Origin of the sequence: Kineobactrum salinum, from assembly GCF_010669285.1 — a bacterium.
GTDB classification, from domain to species: Bacteria; Pseudomonadota; Gammaproteobacteria; order Pseudomonadales; family Halieaceae; genus Kineobactrum; species Kineobactrum salinum.
The window spans coordinates 4,631,232-4,649,503 of record NZ_CP048711.1; the positions used below are offsets into that span (position 1 = coordinate 4,631,232).

The following is an 18,272-nucleotide window of genomic DNA, read 5'->3' on the forward strand; positions in this document are numbered from 1 at the left end:
ATAGCACGCATGTGCCGGTGCCGGAGCGGGCCGGCAACGAGGAAGCGCCGATGGCCGTCGACACTGTAGTCTACATCTTTGATTTGTTGGGCATCGCCGTGTTTGCGGTCAGTGGTGCTCTGGCCGCCGCGGAAAAACGGCTGGATGTCCTGGGTTTCGTGCTGTTCGGCACGATTACCGGTATCGGCGGTGGCACCGTACGTGACCTGCTGTTGCAGACTGACCAGGTCTTCTGGATCGGCAATACCACCTACTTGTGGGTATGCATCGGCGCGAGCCTCGCCACCTGGTTTCTGGCTCACCTGTTTGAATCCCTGCGGGCGCTGCTGCTGTGGGCGGACGCGCTGGGGCTGGCACTGTTCAGCGTCCTGGGCACCCAGAAAGCACTGGCCTGGGATGCACCTCTGCTGGTGGCTGTTGGCATGGGCATGATGACCGCCACCTTTGGCTCGCTGATCCGGGACAGCCTGCTGGGTCGCCCTCCAGTGCTGCTCGAACCGGACATCTACGTTTCCGCGGCGGCGCTCGGTGCGCTCAGCTATGTGGCTATCGTGGCTCAGGACTGGGGGCGGGAAGTGGCCCTGCCGGTGGCAGTCGCGGCGGCATTTGCACTGCGCGCAGGCGCCATCCTGTTCGATCTGCGGCTACCCAAATACCGGCCCCGGGATCCGCGGCGCAATACCCATGTTCCCTAGCCCTTGCCCGTGGGTTTGTTGGGACCGGCAAGGGCGTCCTTGACAACGTAGTCGATGATCTTGCCGGCGATGTCGATGCCGGTGGCGGTTTCTATGCCTTCCAAACCCGGTGAGGAGTTGACCTCAATCACAAGCGGGCCATGCGCGGACCGAAGTAGATCCACGCCGGCCAGATCCAGCCCCATCACCCGGGCGGCCTTGACCGCAAGGCGGCGTTCCTCGGGATGCAGCTTAATCACCTCGGCGGTACCACCGCGATGCAGATTGGAGCGGTACTCGCCCTTGACTGCCCGGCGTTGCATTGCGGCGATGACCTTGTCACCGACCACAAAGCAGCGGATATCCGAGCCTCCGGCCTCCTTGATGAACTCCTGCACCAGGAAGTCCGAGCCGATACCACGAAAGGCGTTGATCAGAGCCTCCGCCGCTTTCTTGGTCTCCGCCAGCAGCACCCCGTTGCCATGGGTGCTCTGGGTCAGCTTCAGGATCAGCGGTGCGCCGCCCACGGATTCGATCAGTTTGTCGGTGGCGCGGGCCGAGTGGGCATAGCTGGTCACGGGCTGACCGATCCCGCGGCGGGCCAGCAGTTGATGCGCTCGCAGCTTGTCGCGGGAGCGGGTGATGGCGATGGATTCATTGAGCGAATAGACATGACCCACCTCGAACTGGCGCAGCACCGCGCACCCATAGGAGGTGATGCTGGCTCCAATGCGTGGAATGACTGCGTCGAATTCCAGCGCTTCCACCCGGTGCTCGGAATGCTGGTAGGTGACCGTCGGATCATTCGCGGTAATGTTCATGTAGCACTTGAGGACATCGATCACCCGTACCTCGTGTCCCCGTTTGTCGGCCGCCTCCATCAGTCTGCGGGTGGAGTACAGCCTGCGATTGCGGGACAGAATACCGATTTTCATACACCTTCCTTCCGGGGGTTGCTACCTGCCTCCCATCATAGCCTCTATACGGGCATTTCTATACAGCAGCGCTGCTAAAGAGCAGTAGCCAGATGATTCCCGCAGCCGAATTTCAGCGCACGTAGTCGAGGCTCTGGTGGAGCATTTCAGGGGTGACCAGCACAACGCCGCCGGGGGAGACTTCATAGCGCTGCCGGTCATGCTCGGGATCGACACCGATTACGGTGCCTGGGGCCAGCACGCAACCGGTTTCAATCACCGCCCTGTGCACCCGGCAATTGGGACCTATGACTACTCTGGGCAGAACCACCGCATCTTCGACCAGCGCACCTTCTTCCACCCGGACATTGGAAAACAGGATGGAATGGCGAATTGAAGCGCCGGAGACCACGCAGCCATTGGCCACCATGGAATCCACTGCCATGCCGCGGCGGCCATCATCGTCGAACACAAACTTGGCGGGCGGGCTCTGTGCCTGGAAGGTGCGTATGGGCCACTGGGTATCAAACAGATCCAGTTCCGGCACCACGCCGATCAGTTCCTGATTGGCGCTCCAATAGCTGTCCAGCGTGCCCACATCCCGCCAGTAGGCTCTCTTGCCGGTGCGGGCATCGCGAAACGGTGAACCGAATACGCGGTCCTCCTGGACCGCCCGGGGCAGGATATCGATGCCGAAGTCGTGGGCAGACGCCGGATCTCCACTGTCCCTCTCCAGCTGTGCAATCAGGTAGTCTGCGGTAAAGACATAGATGCCCATGGATACCAGCGCGCAGTCCCTGTTGCCTGGCATCGGCTGTGGGTCCCTGGGCTTTTCCTGGAATCCGGTGAGACGCCATTCGTCATCTACCCGCAGTACCCCGAAGGCGCTGGCCTCCTCCAGTGGCACTTCCATACAGCCTACCGTGACATCTGCATTCGTCTCGACATGGGTGGCGAGCAGGGCGCCGTAGTCCATTTTGTAGATGTGGTCGCCACCCAGCACCAGTACAAAACGCGGATCGTGGGCGCGGATTATGTCGATGTTCTGGTAGACCGCGTCAGCGGTGCCGTTGTACCAGGAGCCGGTGGTGCGCTGCTGGGCGGGCAGCAGTTCCACGAACTCCCCGAGTTCCCCGCGCATGAAGCCCCAGCCCTGGCTGAGATGACGGATCAGGGAATGTGCCTTGTACTGGGTCAGCACACCGATGCGCCGTACGCCGGAATTGACGCAGTTGGACAGGGTGAAATCAATGATGCGCATATTGCCGCCGAAGGGCACCGCGGGTTTGGCCCGCTGGGTCGTGAGTCCACCGAGGCGGGTTCCGCGGCCGCCCGCGAGGATCAGGGCCAGGCTGTCACGGGTCAGTGCGCTGACGAAACGGTCGGGGTATGGAAAGCTCATGCTGCACCTGTACAACGGGTCGGCGCCAGGCACTGCCGCTGGTACTGTGTTTTCCTGCCTTGCTCTGAACGCTGTGGCTGTGAGTTTTGGTTAGCGGACTTCACACCTGACCCGCTAGCGATGCCACTCAGCGCGCAGACCCCGGCATTCATCCCGCCAGGCACAACCGGTCTCCCTGCAGGTGAACCGGTAGTCGGTAGCAAAACACGGCCGTTTGCCCCGAGCGGACTGGGCCGACCAGATCGCCCAGCGGCGGGCCGTGCCGGTAGCGGGTAGCGAATGAGGTACACCCTCCGGGGGTGGATGCGGTGTCGTTTTCGTCGTGGTTTCGGGCATCTCGTATCCTCCCCGGCGCAGCAAAATCGAACTCTCGCAATCGCAACCGTGTAATCAGTGTAGCCCAGTTATGTGACAGCTGTGTTGATTTGGGTCAAACAGGACTCCGACTGAGAGGGCAGGGCCTGGTGAAACGGGGCCTGCCCACCGTTCGGTTAAAGTCCACGGCACTGCCGCCGATACACTGGCAACAGGGACGGGCTGGTCTGGCGAGGCCCAGCTGGCCGTTACACACCGGATTGAGGACGTTGCAGATGCCGCTCAGGACATTCACCGTCATGCTCAGTGCTCTGCTACTGAGTGGCTGCTTTACTGTCATGACCTCGCAGGCACCGGTGGTGGCGACCTATGGCATCAGTGAGCAGCAGAAAATGCAGGCGGCACATCACTGGCTGGTACTGGCTGAGCACGAGGCCCATAACATGCTGGTCGACCCGACGCTGTCCGGCAAGGCGCTGTACGTGCAGCAGGGGGAGGGGGCTGATTTTGCCCAGGGCTTCGAGGCACTGCTGACCAGTGAGTTGGTCAGCCGCGGCGGTTTTGTGCGAACGGAACCGGACAATGCCGCGCGGATTACCACCCGGGTACAGCTGCTGCGGCACAAGGACCGCCAGTTTGTACGCGCGCCCCAGGGAGCGCTGACCGCGTTGGCGGCGGGCATAGCGGTCGCCACCGTGCCCTACAATCACTGGACCGAGCCGGCCCTGGCGCTGATTCCGGCCGCCGCCGCGGGAGATGCCTTCAGCGGCAACTGGACCGCGCGTACCGAGACCGAGGTGATTGTCACCACCCAGGTCACCCAGAACAGCCGAATACTCTATTCCTCCTCGAATATCTACTACATCAACGGCGGCGACAATGATCATTATGGCGGCGAACGCCGGACTGCCAGATCCATTCCTGTGACGGACCAGTGGTAGCAGCAAGATGATTCAAATCCTGATGTATCGTGTAAAAAACTTCGCCGTTGCAGCCATCGCCTGTGTGCTGCTCTCCGCCTGTGCCAGCCAGGGTGGGGCACCGACCTTCGCCGCGCCCCAGGAAGTGGATGTCGTCAAGCTGATGAATGCTTCCGCGGCAGACCTGGTGGCCAATGCATCCGGGCTGCCGCCGGGTGGCCCCATCATCGCCGCGACCTTTGTCGACATCGACAATCTGCAGCAATCCTCGACCCTGGGGCGCACCCTGGCGGAAATGTTTGCGACTGGCCTGGTGAGGGCGGGACTCACGGTGATGGAAGTCAAAATGCGCGACAGTTTGTTCATCCGGGAAACTACCGGCGAACTGATACTGTCGCGGGATATCCGCAGACTTTCCGCCAGTCACGACGCCCAGGCGGTGCTGATCGGCACCTATGCCCAGGCCGAGTCCATGGTCTACCTGAATGTTCGCATCGTCCGCAGCAGTGACAACGTGGTACTGGGCGCCAGCAACGTGCAGTTGCCCATGGACAAGAACATTCGCGCAATGCTGTCGCCGGCGTGGTGATACGGCCTCCTGGCCATCGGTTCAGGCGCGCCGGCCGGCAACCGTGACGGCATTTTGTGCCCAGGCCTGTTACTGTTCCGGGCCGGCGCGTCCCGCCTGTGCGAGCCCAGGAGCAAGCCGGGACGTCGATATTGGCAACCGGTGAAACTTTCTATACCCTGCATGAAGGACCTACCGGAGTCATCTCATGCAGCGCCATCTTCTTTGTAGCAGCCTGCTTTTCATCAGCCTCGCTCTCGGCGGCTGCACAGAATCTGGACCTGGGGGGGAGGGCGAAAGCCTCAGCCCGGCCGCCGAAGTCCAGAGCAAAGAGCCGGCCGACGAGGCTGCGGTGGAGGCCGATACCCCGGAACCCGGCGTCGACTACCACTCCTTCGCCAATACCGACGACTACCGTATCGAACACCTGGACCTCGACCTCGCGGTGGACTTTTCGCGGCAGGTGCTGGAGGGTGAGGCCCGGTTGAAAATAGAGCGGCTCACCGCAGAGAACCCGCCGCTGGTGCTCGATACCCGCGATCTTGCCATCGAGGCCGTCACGGCCGGCCAGGGCCGGCAACTGGCCCCGGTGGCGTTCTCTCTGGGCGAACAGGACGATCACCTCGGCACGCCGCTGACAATCGAGCTGCCGGAAGAGGCCACCTCAGTGGCCATCCGCTACCGCACGTCGCCCGGGGCCTCCGGCGTACAATGGCTGGAGCCGGAGCAGACTGCCGGCAAGGAACATCCCTTCCTATTCACCCAGGCCCAGGCGATTCACGCACGCAGCTTTGTGCCACTGCAGGATTCACCCAAAGTACGCATGACCTACGAGGCCACTATCCGCACGCCGGAAGCATTGCGCGCGGTGATGAGCGCGGACAATGATCCGCAGGCCGAGCGAGACGGCATCTACGAATTCAGCATGCCGCAGCCGATCCCGTCCTACCTGCTGGCGCTGGCAGTGGGAGACCTGGAGTTCAAATCCATGGGCGAGCGCACCGGCGTCTACGCCGAGTCGGCCTTGTTGGACGATGCGGCAAAGGAGTTCGAAGACACCGAGTCCATGCTGGAGGCCACCGAGGAGGTCTACGGGCCCTATCGCTGGGATCGCTATGACCTGCTGATCCTGCCTCCCAGCTTCCCCTTCGGCGGCATGGAAAACCCGCGCTTGAGCTTTATCACACCTACGGTGATTGCCGGCGACAAGAGCCTGGTGGCACTGATCGCCCACGAACTGGCACACTCCTGGTCCGGCAACCTGGTGACCAATGCCAGCTGGCGGACCTGTGGCTGAATGAGGGCTTCACCACCTATCTCACCAACCGCATCATGCAGAATATCTACGGCGATCAGCGCTACCGCATGGAAATGGCGCTGGGTTACGACGATCTGCAGGCGGACCTGGCGGATCGCGAAGACCGCGACGAGATCATGGCGATCGACCTGCGCGGCCGTGATCCCGACGATGTATTCTCCAGGATCCCCTACCAAAAGGGCGCCCTGTTCCTGTACGAACTTGAGCAGGCAATCGGTCGCGAGGCCTTCGACCAGTTCCTGCTGGAGTATTTCAACCATTTCGCGTTTCAGAGTATCACCACGGAAGATTTCCTGGACTATCTCGACAAAACCCTGCTGCAACAGTATCCCGAAAAACTGGACGCCGCGCGTATCAATGAGTGGATCTACCAACCCGGCCTTCCCGAGGGTGCGCCGCAGCCGCAATCCAGTGCCTTCAGCAAAATAGACCCGATCCGCCAGCAGTGGCTGGACGGGGAGGTCGCCGCCAGCGATATCGATACCGGCAGCTGGACCTTCCACCAGTGGAAATATTTCCTGGACGGGATGCCGGAAGAGCTCGATGAAGCCCAATTGACGGAGCTGGACCAGGCCTTCGGCCTGACCGAATCAGGCAACAACGAGGTTGCCTTCAGCTGGTTGATGATCGCCGTGCGCAACCAGTACCAGCCAGCCTACGAACGCCTGGAGAATTTCCTCACCAGCATCGGCCGCAACAAGTTCCTGCGTCCGCTGTACCGCACCCTGGTGGAAACCGGCCAGGGCGAACTGGCCGAGCGCATCTTCGAGCAAGCCAGGGCCGGATATCACCCGCTCACGGTGAAGGTGAACAGCGGGGTTATCTACGGGGATGGGGCAGAGTAAGGGGAGGGCAGGTCGGCAGTACCTGCCGGCCTGAGGTGTTTCAGGTGAATACCTGTTCAGGGGTGCCCGCCCGGCCTCCTACTTCGTGCGCTGATATTATCGGCTCTCGGTGTGAACAGATGTTGGCGCTGCTGGATCTTGGGAAACGCATTGGCCATGATGAATTGGCCGTCCAGACACATATTATGTGTTTTCGAGATAACAAAAATAAGCAATTGAATTTAAAGTAAATTACTCGAAATATTGGGGCGGGACGCAGCTCTGGTGAACTCATATATATCCCTCTAAGTCACTCCCAGGCATCCCATGGAGTTATTTCCAATACCTGCAACTCGTAATTCAAGTAAACGCAGCCATGAGTGAATCAGGGCTGCAATTTGCAACATCTGTACTTCTGGACACCCGAAGCTTGGTATTGCCCCTGTATACCGTACGCAGCTCCGATGCGTCATGCCAGAGCTACAGAGCTACGCTGACAATTTGTCATCACTGGAAGAGCTTCGGAAGGCCCGGGAGACGGCTCAGAGCCTGGAATTACCGGTAGATGACGTCATTCTTAAAGAATCCATAAGTGCGCATAATTTCCGGCTCGGATTATGGTCATTAGCGAGCCGGGAAAATGGTTTTCCTCCCCGGCTCGCTATTTATCCATAGTCCGGATTATGCGCATATTTCCTTCGCTTATTCCCAATCGATATAGTTTAATACACACATAACTATTGTCTCTATCTGTTATGTGTGTATAATACTAATTATAGACAAACGGGAGAGTAAAAATGCAAGCGATAAAGCCTGAAAATAGCATCACCGTCACACGTTACATGCAGTCACTCTTGGCACAGTGGACATTGTTGGACTCTGCTGGCAGAGCTGTGAGGGGCGATGAGTGGTATGCCAAGCGTGAAGAGCGGCATGAATTAGCAGATCGCATAGTGTATCTGCTGAGGGAGACGATCAATGACAGCGCCAATTGATCCTAAACGCCCTCCACACCGCCCTAGGGAGCTTGAGGGCGGAAAGCGGGTCAATGTCTACCTGGATGCCGAAACGCTCTCACGCGCCCATACGCTTGGCGATGGCAACATTTCCGAGGGTATCCGTCGAGCCCTGGCGACAACCCACCCCTCCTGACCTGTTCAGCCCGCTTTTCATCCCTCTGGATCCAATTCAGGGGGAAGGGAGTGCTAACGCTTTGTTGCCATGCGGGCGGCAGTGCGGTTTGAAGGCCAGAGGTAAGTAATACTGGCCTTTTGTCTCATTTCTGAGACTCCATCACCTTCCCCGTGCGCTTGAATTCTCTGATTTCATCCTCAGTTACTGTCTTTAATCCTTTTAAAATCAATAACTTAAGTATTTCCGTGTCCTTGAATCCGAGCTGGGTTTTAGTCACTGCCTCTACGGTCTTTTTTCCACCTCCCTCCAGACCCTCTCATCGATGTGTTTTGTCGGCATTTCCTGATTCTCCGGCGTTACTGATCTTCTATTTTACGTCTTTGAATCTAAGAAACTTGACAACTAAGAATTTATATTCTAATAATTCAGCCTATTAATAAATTCTGAGATTCTCAGAAATGATTGATTGGCTTGACTTCGTTATCCCTTGCCTCCACGACCCATACCAGCCGGACGGGTCATGTCCATTTTGCCCAGCGGAGAACTTGAATATGACGTGCCGAAGCGGATGCAGGCCACCGGTACTTACGAGTCGAAAATGTGGGTCCGGAGCCAGGGCGGAGACGGGGAGGGAAGAGCAACTGAACTTTATATTTCCGGCAACCCCGCCAAATTTTTACAGGGGCACAACGTCTTTGGCTGCGAGCTGGTCTGCGATCTGGCGGCGGGCGTTGTTCGCAAGATCCTCGACACCGTTGGTATTTCATCTGATTTAACGGTGGCCCAAGCTCTCAAGGGTAATTTTTCCGTCAAGCGGATTGATATCACTCGGTCATTTTCCTTTGCCAGTCGGAACGAAGTGAAAGCGGTGTTATCGAGTCTGGCAATTAAATCCCGGTCGCGGATGGGGAGGGCGCAGACCTCTGGCGGGACGGTGTATCACGGTAAGCAATCGCGTCGTCACACCCTGAAATTTTATTGCAAAGCGGAAGAATTGGAAGCGGGTGAAAAACACAAGCTGCCTGCTGAGTTGGAAAAAACCCCTATTAAAGAGTTCGCGGAAACATTGCTGCGGGCTGAATTAACGCTGCGATCAAAAGAGCTGATCGAGTTGGAAAAAACCGAGGGAAAACACTTTACCCGAAGGTGTTGGATGCCTCTACTTTGATTATTTCGGGAGGATTGAAATGGCTGCACAAGCTTACATACCTAGTGAAGAAATCAAGCTGCTTTCGCGCTCGATCCGCGACAGCTATTTGCTCTGGAAGGAGGGCGTTGATGTACGCCGATGATGAGCAAACCAACATTTTATCGGCACCGTTCCGAGTTGCTGCCTTTGGGCATCGATATCGCACTCCCGAATGAACAGGTTGAGTGCGAGATCATCCCTCTTTTTCGCAAAGTCACCGGCAGACCAGTCGGTATTCCGGATTGGGCCTATCAACAGGGTCTGGTCTATCAATCGAGAGTAGGGGGTTAATCCCATGTTGGTACAAGCCAAATTATCGACGTTGATTTGCGCGTCCATAAAGACAAACAGGTTGCTGATGTGACCTTAAAATTTTCCGAGCCGAACGAGGCCATAGTTACCACGCTCTGGAATAACAGCGTTTCGCGTGGTGACCATAAGATTTTTTCGGAGTTCGCTGGTCAAGACGTTTTGCTTGCGATTCGCCCCGAAATATTTAACGGCAACTTGAAGTATTCCATCAATACGATGGTTCGCCCGGTGCCTGTCAAGGCTCCAGGGGTCAAGTAAGTGCCTTTAGTGCTTATCGATGAGCCATGCCCCTGTTGCTCTAGCAGGGGCTCGCAGTGTGCGCAATGCTTTTATGAAGCGTTAATGCCGCATTTCTTAAAGTCATTTCCTGAACCTCCTTTTCTCAAAGTGACGGATATCGATTATTGCCTTTGCCTACTTTTGAACAGGAACTTCATTAATGTCGCTCACCCTCATTTGTTCCGGCGATATCACTACCGACGAGGGTGTGGCTTTTTGCAGTACAGGGTGGCAGACGGCACAGCACGTCGCACCATTTGACATCTCGCAGTTAGACCCCGTTCTAATTGCGACGTGTGTGGGGTCCGGCTTCTTCATCATGCTTCCGCTTTGGGCTGCATGTTTGGGCGGTCGGGCATTATTAAGGGCCATCAGAGGATAGAGCTATGGACGCAGCAGCCGTTACAGCTATCACTTCGGCGGTCGATTTTGCCTCAGTTGTAACGGGTATTGGTGCAGTATTCGCCGCCGTTGTACTGGTCAAGGTCGCCATCGTTGGCGGTAGCAAACTCATCTCAGCCATTCGCGGCTGAGCAATACCGCCCCTCACGGGGGCTTTTTTTACAGGCACATCACAATGCTGGACCTCTATTACTGGACCTTCTTTTTTTGCGGCATGCTCGGTGCCATCATGTGGTTGCCGCCCCAGGTATGAATTCGTCAATCAAATTTGTTGCGTTTTTTTTCATTGCGCTATTTTTGCCGTCTACTGCTTTAGCTACTGTTTGGATTCATGATGACAATTATTATACGACTTTAAATGCAGCCGGTTCGGCATCATGCAGTGCTAAGGGCCAAAGCGCCGTCGATTATGACTCAGGACCTCCTAGCTATGTGCGATGCGCTCCTAGTTACAATTGGTATTACGTGGCATCACAAGCCGGTGGATGCCCGAAGGAACCGTTGAGAATACTACTACCACATGTGCGAAGAACCGCCTCCTTTGCCCAGTTGCCAGCCCGGATCGCTCGATTTACATTGTCAAGTTCCGTGCTCCGCAAACGTATTTCACACCGGCGGATACGTGGGCTATGGCGACACCTGCCTGGCGATGATCTGCTCGATGATCCCGCGTTAGAGGGATTTGACAGTTTCGCGTGTATCACTGATGGCGACCCTCATGTGTGTGACCCGGTGCATCGCAGCACCATCTGCCGGAAAATACAGGTGCAATTAAGGTTGATGGTTCTGATAATGAAACGTGTGAAACGTGCAATATAGAAGAATACGGCACGTCTGAGGGGCAGACTGACAGTCTGGGGAATCCTACCGGCGTGACTCATCAGGGCGGCGGTGGTTCTAGTGGCGGCGGTGGTGGCGGCGAACCTGAAATATTAGTGCCGATCGCGCCACCGAGCGATTGCATAAACTCATTTTTGGCCGGTGTTCAAACTGGCGATTGTAATAACATGATCGATATACCGTATGAGGATTTGTCGGGACTCGATCATCGTTGTGATGATGGCTTGCCTTATCCTTGCTCCGCTGAGGATTTTGAAAATACCAATTTAATCGAGGCATGCCGCTTAAATCCAACAATGCCCCAGTGTGAAACGACTGACGTTTATGATCTTTGCGCGCATGGTGGTGTGCCAATGCCGGTTATTGGATGCGATTATAATTTACCAATGGACCCGCCGAGTGTATCCCACCACAGGTGACTGACCCCGATGGATATTGTGTCACTCCTGCAAGCGATCCAGTCGTTACACCGACGCCGGAAGCGGTAGAAGAAATCGTAAATCCGCCCGGTGGACAGCCTTCGACACAGCCGCCACCGGTGCAGCAAACGGAGACGACGACGACCGAGACATCGCAGACAACAACGACCGATGGCAGCGGGAATACGACAACAACGACAACAACTGTCATCACGACTACTACAGAAGAAACGACCGACGGCGGGGCAGGGGAGTGCGATCCTACAGCGTCGGATTATCAGGATTGCATTGGCGGCAGTACAACTTACGATGATGCTGCGCCTACTGATCTAGACTCTGTTGCGACTGGTTATTATGACAGCCTTTCCGCAGTGCCGTTGGTTGCTGCTGTGAGCGGCGTTAGCTCGGTATTTTCAGGCTCAGGCAATTGCCCGACACCCAGCTTTTCGGCGTTCGGCCAGACTCACGTTATCGATATGCACTGCATCGTTTTCGATGAAATCGAGGGTCCGTTGTCTGCAATTATGCTGGTCTTTTTCGCCATCATTGGTATACGTCACGTAGTGAGTGCTGATATGGATTGTAAATATACAGATATCGCCTGCCACTGGGATGGTGCAAAGGAAACTCTCAAGGGATGGGGCGCTGAATTTCTACAGTGGCTGCTCGATATCCTTATCACTGTGCTGTCCTATATCCCGGTCCCAGACTGGATGGAAAATGTCGGCAGCATGAACCTGCCGAGTGGCGTTCTCTGGTTTGCAAGCGCGTTTGAGCTGCAAGCGGGTGCTGCCATCATGGTCAGCGCTTGGACGCTGCGCTTCATCATTCGTCGTATTCCCGTTGTTGGATAATGGCGATTACTGCTTACAGCGGCCTCCCAGGCTCTGGCAATCTTATTCCGTAGTTGAGCATGTCATTCTGCCCGCGCTGCGCGCTGGCAATATCGTGTGGACCAACATCCCGATGGATCCCGATCTAATGGATAGCGAGTTTGGCGGGCTCCTGAAGCAATTCAAAATTTCCGAGATCGAGGAAAATCAAAACTGGTTTCAGGAAACCTTCACTCCGGGGCTACTATCGTGATCGATGAAGCGTGGCGACTCTGGCCCGCGGGGACTCGCGCTAACGCAATGCTGGAACAGCACAAGTCGTTCCTTGCTGAACATCGGCATATGGTCTCGGAAGACGGTCGCAGTACTGAAGTTGTCATAGTGACTCAGGATTTGTCACAGCTCGCGAGTTATCCCCGTTCCCTTGTTGCTCTACGTATCGCACTACAAAAATGGATATCATCGGCGCGAGCAAGAGTTTCCGCGTCGATGTGTATGAAGGCGCTGTGACCGGCAACAAGCCACCTGTCAAGCAACGAGTGCGCCAGATTCCCGGCAATACAAAGCTGACATTTACAAATACTATAAATCTCAGACCCTGAGTGAGTCAGCGAATCACGGCGATGAATCCCGCACTGATGACCGGATCAACATTTTAAAATCCAAGTGGCTCCGGGTTGGATTCCCTTTCCTGATCGTGTTTTGCCTCTATATCGTTTATAAGGGCATGTCCGCCCTGGGCAGCTTCTACGGTTCTAGTGACGACATGGCGTCCACTCAGCAGCCGATGCAGCAGCAGGGCGATGCACCGACCAGGGCACGCAGCGAGTCCGCCATTGGTTCGACGGCATGAGTATCTCTATCAGCTTCAACATGGGCACCATCCCGCAATATCGTTTACCGGCTCGCGTTTGCCGGTCCCGCTGGCAGCGTCACGATGGGCACCAATGAGCTGTACCGGCTCGGGTACAGCATCGAGCTATTGATGCCTGTCTCGTCCGGCTGGTCGGCCACGGTGACTCTCGCTTGGTAATGTGTCCTGGTCCCGACACCGGCAAACGAGATAGCATTTTCGATATCTGATTTTTTGAGCGTAGCGAAAAAAACAGATATTGAATGTGCGCATAATTTCCGGCTCGGATTATGGTCATTAGCGAGCCGGGAAAATGGTTTTCCTCCCCGGCTCGCTATTTATCCATAGTCCGGATTATGCGCATATTTCCTTCGCTTATTCCCAATCGATATAGTTTAATACACACATAACTATTGTCTCTATCTGTTATGTGTGTATAATACTAATTATAGACAAACGGGAGAGTAAAAATGCAAGCGATAAAGCCTGAAATAGCATCACCGTCACACGTTACATGCAGTCACTCTTGGCACAGTGGACATTGTTGGACTCTGCTGGCAGAGCTGTGAGGGCGATGATGGTATGCCAAGCGTGAAGAGCGGCATGAATTAGCAGATCGCATAGTGTATCTGCTGAGGGAACGATCAATGACAGCGCCAATTGATCCTAAACGCCCTCCACACCGCCTAGGGAGCTTGAGGCGGAAAGCGGGTCAATGTCTACCTGGATGCCGAAACGCTCTCACGCGCCCATACGCTTGGCGATGGCAACATTTCCGAGGTATCCGTCGAGCCCTGGCGACAACCCACCCTCCTGACCTGTTCAGCCCGCTTTCATCCCTCTGGATCCAATTCAGGGGAAGGGAGTGCTAACGCTTTGTTGCCATGCGGGCGGCAGTGCGGTTTGAAGGCCAGAGGTAGTAATACTGGCCTTTTGTCTCATTTCTGAGACTCCATCACCTTCCCCGTGCGCTTGAATTCTCTGATTTCATCCTCAGTTACTGTCTTTAATCCTTTTAAAATCAATAACTTAAGTATTTCCGTGTCCTTGAATCCGAGCGGGTTTTAGTCACTGCCTCTACGGTCTTTTTTCCACCTCCCTCCAACCCTCTCATCGATGTGTTTTGTCGGCATTTCCTGATTCTCCGGCGTTACTGATCTTCTATTTACGTCTTTGAATCTAAGAAACTTGACAACTAAGAATTTATATTCTAATAATTCAGCCTATTAATAAATTCTGAGATTCTCAGAAATGATTGATTGGCTTGACTTGTTATCCCTTGCCTCCACGACCCATACCAGCCGGACGGGTCATGTCATTTTGCCAGCGGAGAACTTGAATATGACGTGCCGAAGCGGATGCAGGCCACCGGTACTTACGAGCGAAAATGTGGTCCGGAGCCAGGGCGGAGACGGGGAGGGAAGAACTGAACTTTATATTTCCGGCAACCCCGCCAAATTTTTACAGGGGCACAACGTCTTTGGCTGCGAGCTGGTCTGCGATCTGGCGGCGGGCGTTGTTCGCAAGATCCTCGACACCGTTGGTATTTCATCTGATTTACGGTGGCCCAAGCTTCAAGGGTAATTTTCCGTCAAGCGGATTGATATCACTCGGTCATTTTCTTTGCCAGTCGGAACGAAGTGAAAGCGGTGTTATCGAGTCTGGCAATTAAATCCCGGTCGCGGATGGGGAGGGCGCAGACTCTGGCGGGACGGTGTATCACGGTAAGCAATCGCGTCGTCACACCCTGAAATTTTATTGCAAAGCGGAAGAATTGGAAGCGGGTGAAAAACACAAGCTGCCTGCTGAGTTGGAAAAAACCCTATTAAAGAGTTCGCGGAAACATTGCTGCGGGCTGAATTAACGCTGCGATCAAAAGAGCTGATCGAGTTGGAAAAAACCGAGGGAAAACACTTTACCCGAAGGTGTTGGATGCCTCTACTTTGATTATTTCGGGAGGATTGAAATGGCTGCACAAGCTTACATACTAGTGAAGAAATCAAGCTGCTTTCGGCTCGATCCGCGACAGCTATTTGCTCTGGAAGGAGGGCGTTGATGTACGCCCGATGATGAGCAAACCAACATTTTATCGGCACCGTTCCGAGTTGCTGCCTTTGGGCATCGATATCGCACTCCCGAATGAACAGGTTGAGTGCGAGATCATCCCTCTTTTTCGCAAGTCACCGGCAGACCAGTCGGTATTCCGGATGGGCTATCAAAGGGTCTGGTCTATCAATCGAGAGTAGGGGTTAATCCATGTTGGTACAAGCCAAAATTATCGACGTTGATTTGCGCGTCCATAAAGACAACAGGTTGCTGATGTGACCTTAAAATTTCCGAGCCGAACGAGGCCATAGTTACCACCTCTGGAATAACAGCGTTTCGCGTGGTGACCATAAGATTTTTTCGGAGTTCGCTGGTCAAGACGTTTTGCTTGCGATTCGCCCCAAATATTTAACGGCAACTTGAAGTATTCATCATACGATGGTTGCCCGGTGCCTGTCAAGCTCCAGGGTCAAGTAATGCCTTTAGTGCTTATCGATGAGCCATGCCCCTGTTGCTCTAGCAGGGCTCGCAGTGTGCGCAATGCTTTTATGAAGCGTTAATGCCGCATTTCTTAAAGTCATTTCCTGAACCTCCTTTTCTCAAAGTGACGGATATCGATTATCTGCCTTTGCCTACTTTTGGAACAGGAACTCATTATGTCGCTCACCTCATTTGTTCCGGCGATATCACTACCGACGAGGGTGTGGCTTTTTGCAGTACAGGGTGGCAGACGGCACAGCACGTCGCACCATTTGACATCTCGCAGTTAGACCCCGTTCTAATTGCGACGTGTGTGGGGTCCGGCTTCTTCATCATGCTTCCGTTTGGGCTGCATGTTTGGGCGGTTGGTTCTGATAATGAAACGTGTGAAACGTGCAATATAGAAGAAACGGCAGTCTGAGGGCAGACTGACAGTCTGGGAATCCTACCGCGTGACTCATCAGGGCGGCGGTTTCTAGTGGCGGCGTGGTGGCGGCAACCTGAAATATTAGTGCCGATCCGCCACCGACGATTGCATAAACTCATTTTGCGGTGTTCAAACTGGCGATTGTTAATAACATGATCGATATACCGTATGAGGATTTTCGGACTCGATCATCGTGTGATGATGGCTTGCCTTATCCTTGCTCCGCTGAGGATTTTGAAAATACCAATTTAATCGAGGCATGCCGCTTAAATCCAACAATGCCCCAGTGTGAAACGACTGACGTTTATGATCTTTGCGCGCATGGTGGTGTGCCAATGCCGGTTATTGGATGCGATATAATTACCAATGGACCCGCCCGAGTGTATCCCACCACAGGTGACTGACCCGATAGGATATTGTGTCACTCCTGCAAGCGATCCAGTCGTTACACCGACGCCGGAAGCGGTAGAAGAAATCGTAAATCCGCCCGGTGGACAGCCTTCGACACAGCCGCCACCGGTGCAGCAAACGGAACGACGACGACCGAGACATCGCAGACAACAACGACCGATGGCAGCGGGAATACGACAACAACGACAACAACTGTCATCACGACTACTACAGAAGAAACGACCGACGCGGGGCAGGGAGTGCGATCCTACAGCGTCGGATTATCAGGATTGCATTGGCGGCAGTACAACTTACGATGATGCTGCGCCTACTGATCTAGACTCTGTTGCGACTGTTATTATGACAGCCTTTCCCATGCCGTTGGTTGCTGCTGTGAGCGGCGTTAGCTCGGTATTTTCAGGCTCAGGCAATTGCCCGACACCCAGCTTTTCGGCGTTCGCCAGACTCACGTTATCATATGCACTGCATCGTTTCGATGAAATCGAGGTCCGTTGTCTGCAATTATGCTGGTCTTTTCCCATCATTGGTATACGTCACGTATGAGTGCCTGATATGGATTGTAAATATACAGATATCGCCTGCCACTGGATGGTGCAAAGGAAACTCTCAAGGATGGGGCGCTGAATTTCTACAGTGGCTGCTCGATATCCTTATCACTGTGCTTCCTATATCCCGGTCCCAGACTGGATGGAAATGTCGCAGCATGAACCTGCCGAGTGGCGTTCTCTGGTTTGCAAGCGCGTTTGAGCTGCAAGCGGGTGCTGCCATCATGGTCACGCTTGGACGCTGCGCTTCATCATTCGTCGTATTCCCGTTTTGGATAATGGCATTACTGCTTACAGCGGCCTCCCAGCTCTGGCAAATCTTATTCCGTAGTTGAGCATGTCATTCTGCCCGCGCTGCCGCTGGCAATATCTGTGGACCAACATCCCGATGGGATCCCGATCTAATGGATAGCGAGTTTGGCGGGCTCCTGAAGCAATTCAAAATTTCCGAGATCGAGGAAAATCAAAACTGGTTTCAGGAAACCTTCACTCCCGGCTACTATCGTGATCGATGAAGCGTGCGACTCTGGCCCCGGGGACTCGCGCTAACGCAATGCTGAACAGCACAAGTCGTTCCTTGCTGAACATCGGCATATGGTCTCGGGAAGACGGTCGCAGTACTGAAGTTGTCATAGTGACTCAGGATTTGTCACAGCTCGCGGTTATCCCCGTTCCCTTGTTGCCTCTACGTATCGCACTACAAAATGGATATCATCGGCGCGAGCAAGAGTTTCCGCGTCGATGTGTATGAAGGCGCTGGACCGGCAACAAGCCACCTGTCAAGCAACGAGTGCGCCAGATTCCCGGCAAATACAAAGCTGACATTTACAAATACTAAAATCTCAGACCCTGAGTGAGTCAGCGAATCACGGCGATGAATCCCGCACTGATGACCGGATCAACATTTTAAAATCCAAGTGGCTCCGGGTTGGATTCCCTTTCCTATCGGTTTGCCTCTATATCGTTTATAAGGCATGTCCGCCCTGGCAGCTTCTACGGTTCTATGACGACATGGCGTCCACTCAGCAGCCGATGCAGCAGCAGGGCATGCACCGACCAGGGCACCGCAGCGAGTCCGCCATTGGTTCGACGGCATGAGTATCTCTTCAGCTTACATGGACCCATCCCCGCAATATCGTTACCGCTCGCGTTTGCCGTCCCGCTGGC

The 18,272-nt window shown here is 54.8% G+C and carries 16 protein-coding genes and 1 pseudogene; 15 read left to right on the plus strand and 2 right to left on the minus strand.

All coding sequences use genetic code 11. From position 1 onward, the window contains the following. The first annotated feature begins 50 nt into the window (after positions 1 to 50). Positions 51 to 695 (plus strand): trimeric intracellular cation channel family protein, encoded by a 645-nt coding sequence (locus tag G3T16_RS20690; RefSeq protein ID WP_163496872.1) that lies wholly within the window; start codon positions 51 to 53, stop codon positions 693 to 695. Here G3T16_RS20690 and rimK read toward each other — a convergent pair. Then, positions 692 to 1,609 carry a 30S ribosomal protein S6--L-glutamate ligase gene (rimK, locus tag G3T16_RS20695; RefSeq protein ID WP_163496873.1) on the minus strand — a complete coding sequence of 306 codons (918 nt, stop codon included), beginning with the start codon at positions 1,607 to 1,609 and terminating at the stop codon, positions 692 to 694. The two genes, G3T16_RS20690 and rimK, sit on opposite strands and share 4 nt — an antisense overlap. A gap of 112 nt (positions 1,610 to 1,721) precedes the next feature. Then, positions 1,722 to 2,990: a glucose-1-phosphate adenylyltransferase gene (gene glgC / locus G3T16_RS20700; protein ID WP_163496874.1), complete on the minus strand. Its 1,269-nt coding sequence runs from the start codon at positions 2,988 to 2,990 to the stop codon at positions 1,722 to 1,724. Between the two features lie 590 nt (positions 2,991 to 3,580). Between glgC and G3T16_RS20705 the strand changes: the two genes are divergently transcribed. From G3T16_RS20705 to G3T16_RS23310, 14 genes and pseudogenes are all read left to right on the plus strand, one after another. Continuing rightward, positions 3,581 to 4,246 carry a hypothetical protein gene (locus G3T16_RS20705; RefSeq protein WP_163496875.1) on the plus strand — a complete coding sequence of 222 codons (666 nt, stop codon included), beginning with the start codon at positions 3,581 to 3,583 and terminating at the stop codon, positions 4,244 to 4,246. A gap of 22 nt (positions 4,247 to 4,268) precedes the next feature. Then, positions 4,269 to 4,814, plus strand: a complete 546-nt coding sequence (locus G3T16_RS20710; RefSeq protein WP_197911787.1) for a FlgO family outer membrane protein — start codon at positions 4,269 to 4,271, stop codon at positions 4,812 to 4,814. A gap of 187 nt (positions 4,815 to 5,001) precedes the next feature. Continuing rightward, positions 5,002 to 6,365 (plus strand): annotated as a pseudogene (locus tag G3T16_RS20715) (M1 family aminopeptidase/hydrolase); the annotation flags it as partial. 273 nt (positions 6,366 to 6,638) lie between these two features. Beyond that, entirely contained in the window at positions 6,639 to 6,956 is a 318-nt protein-coding gene (locus tag G3T16_RS22270; protein WP_232059413.1) for a leukotriene A4 hydrolase C-terminal domain-containing protein, read from the plus strand. A gap of 776 nt (positions 6,957 to 7,732) precedes the next feature. Beyond that, positions 7,733 to 7,930, plus strand: a complete 198-nt coding sequence (locus G3T16_RS20720) for a hypothetical protein (RefSeq protein WP_163493304.1) — start codon at positions 7,733 to 7,735, stop codon at positions 7,928 to 7,930. A gap of 626 nt (positions 7,931 to 8,556) precedes the next feature. Then, positions 8,557 to 9,237 (plus strand): phage/plasmid replication protein, II/X family, encoded by a 681-nt coding sequence (locus G3T16_RS20725; RefSeq protein ID WP_269473253.1) that lies wholly within the window; start codon positions 8,557 to 8,559, stop codon positions 9,235 to 9,237. A gap of 123 nt (positions 9,238 to 9,360) precedes the next feature. Continuing rightward, positions 9,361 to 9,549 carry a phage/plasmid replication domain-containing protein gene (locus G3T16_RS23290; RefSeq protein ID WP_408610760.1) on the plus strand — a complete coding sequence of 63 codons (189 nt, stop codon included), beginning with the start codon at positions 9,361 to 9,363 and terminating at the stop codon, positions 9,547 to 9,549. Positions 9,550 to 10,235: 686 nt separating this feature from the next. Then, a complete protein-coding gene (locus G3T16_RS21420) occupies positions 10,236 to 10,382 on the plus strand; it encodes a hypothetical protein (RefSeq protein ID WP_163493301.1) in 147 nt (48 codons plus the stop codon). A gap of 741 nt (positions 10,383 to 11,123) precedes the next feature. After that, positions 11,124 to 11,510: a hypothetical protein gene (locus G3T16_RS20735; RefSeq protein WP_163496879.1), complete on the plus strand. Its 387-nt coding sequence runs from the start codon at positions 11,124 to 11,126 to the stop codon at positions 11,508 to 11,510. Further along, positions 11,507 to 12,364, plus strand: coding sequence for a hypothetical protein (locus tag G3T16_RS20740; RefSeq protein WP_163493300.1), 858 nt, complete (start codon positions 11,507 to 11,509; stop codon positions 12,362 to 12,364). The genes G3T16_RS20735 and G3T16_RS20740 overlap by 4 nt, the downstream gene beginning before the upstream one ends. 192 nt (positions 12,365 to 12,556) lie before the next feature. Continuing rightward, the gene (locus G3T16_RS23295) at positions 12,557 to 12,853 is read left to right on the plus strand and encodes a zonular occludens toxin domain-containing protein (protein ID WP_408610761.1); all 297 of its coding nucleotides are present in this window, start codon (positions 12,557 to 12,559) and stop codon (positions 12,851 to 12,853) included. 1,594 nt (positions 12,854 to 14,447) lie between these two features. Further along, positions 14,448 to 14,780, plus strand: coding sequence for a phage/plasmid replication protein, II/X family (locus tag G3T16_RS23300; RefSeq protein ID WP_197911788.1), 333 nt, complete (start codon positions 14,448 to 14,450; stop codon positions 14,778 to 14,780). Positions 14,781 to 14,868: 88 nt separating this feature from the next. Further along, positions 14,869 to 15,060: a phage/plasmid replication domain-containing protein gene (locus G3T16_RS23305; RefSeq protein ID WP_408610762.1), complete on the plus strand. Its 192-nt coding sequence runs from the start codon at positions 14,869 to 14,871 to the stop codon at positions 15,058 to 15,060. 169 nt (positions 15,061 to 15,229) lie between these two features. Beyond that, the gene (locus tag G3T16_RS23310) at positions 15,230 to 15,442 is read left to right on the plus strand and encodes a phage/plasmid replication domain-containing protein (RefSeq protein ID WP_163496882.1); all 213 of its coding nucleotides are present in this window, start codon (positions 15,230 to 15,232) and stop codon (positions 15,440 to 15,442) included. Positions 15,443 to 18,272 lie beyond the last annotated feature (2,830 nt).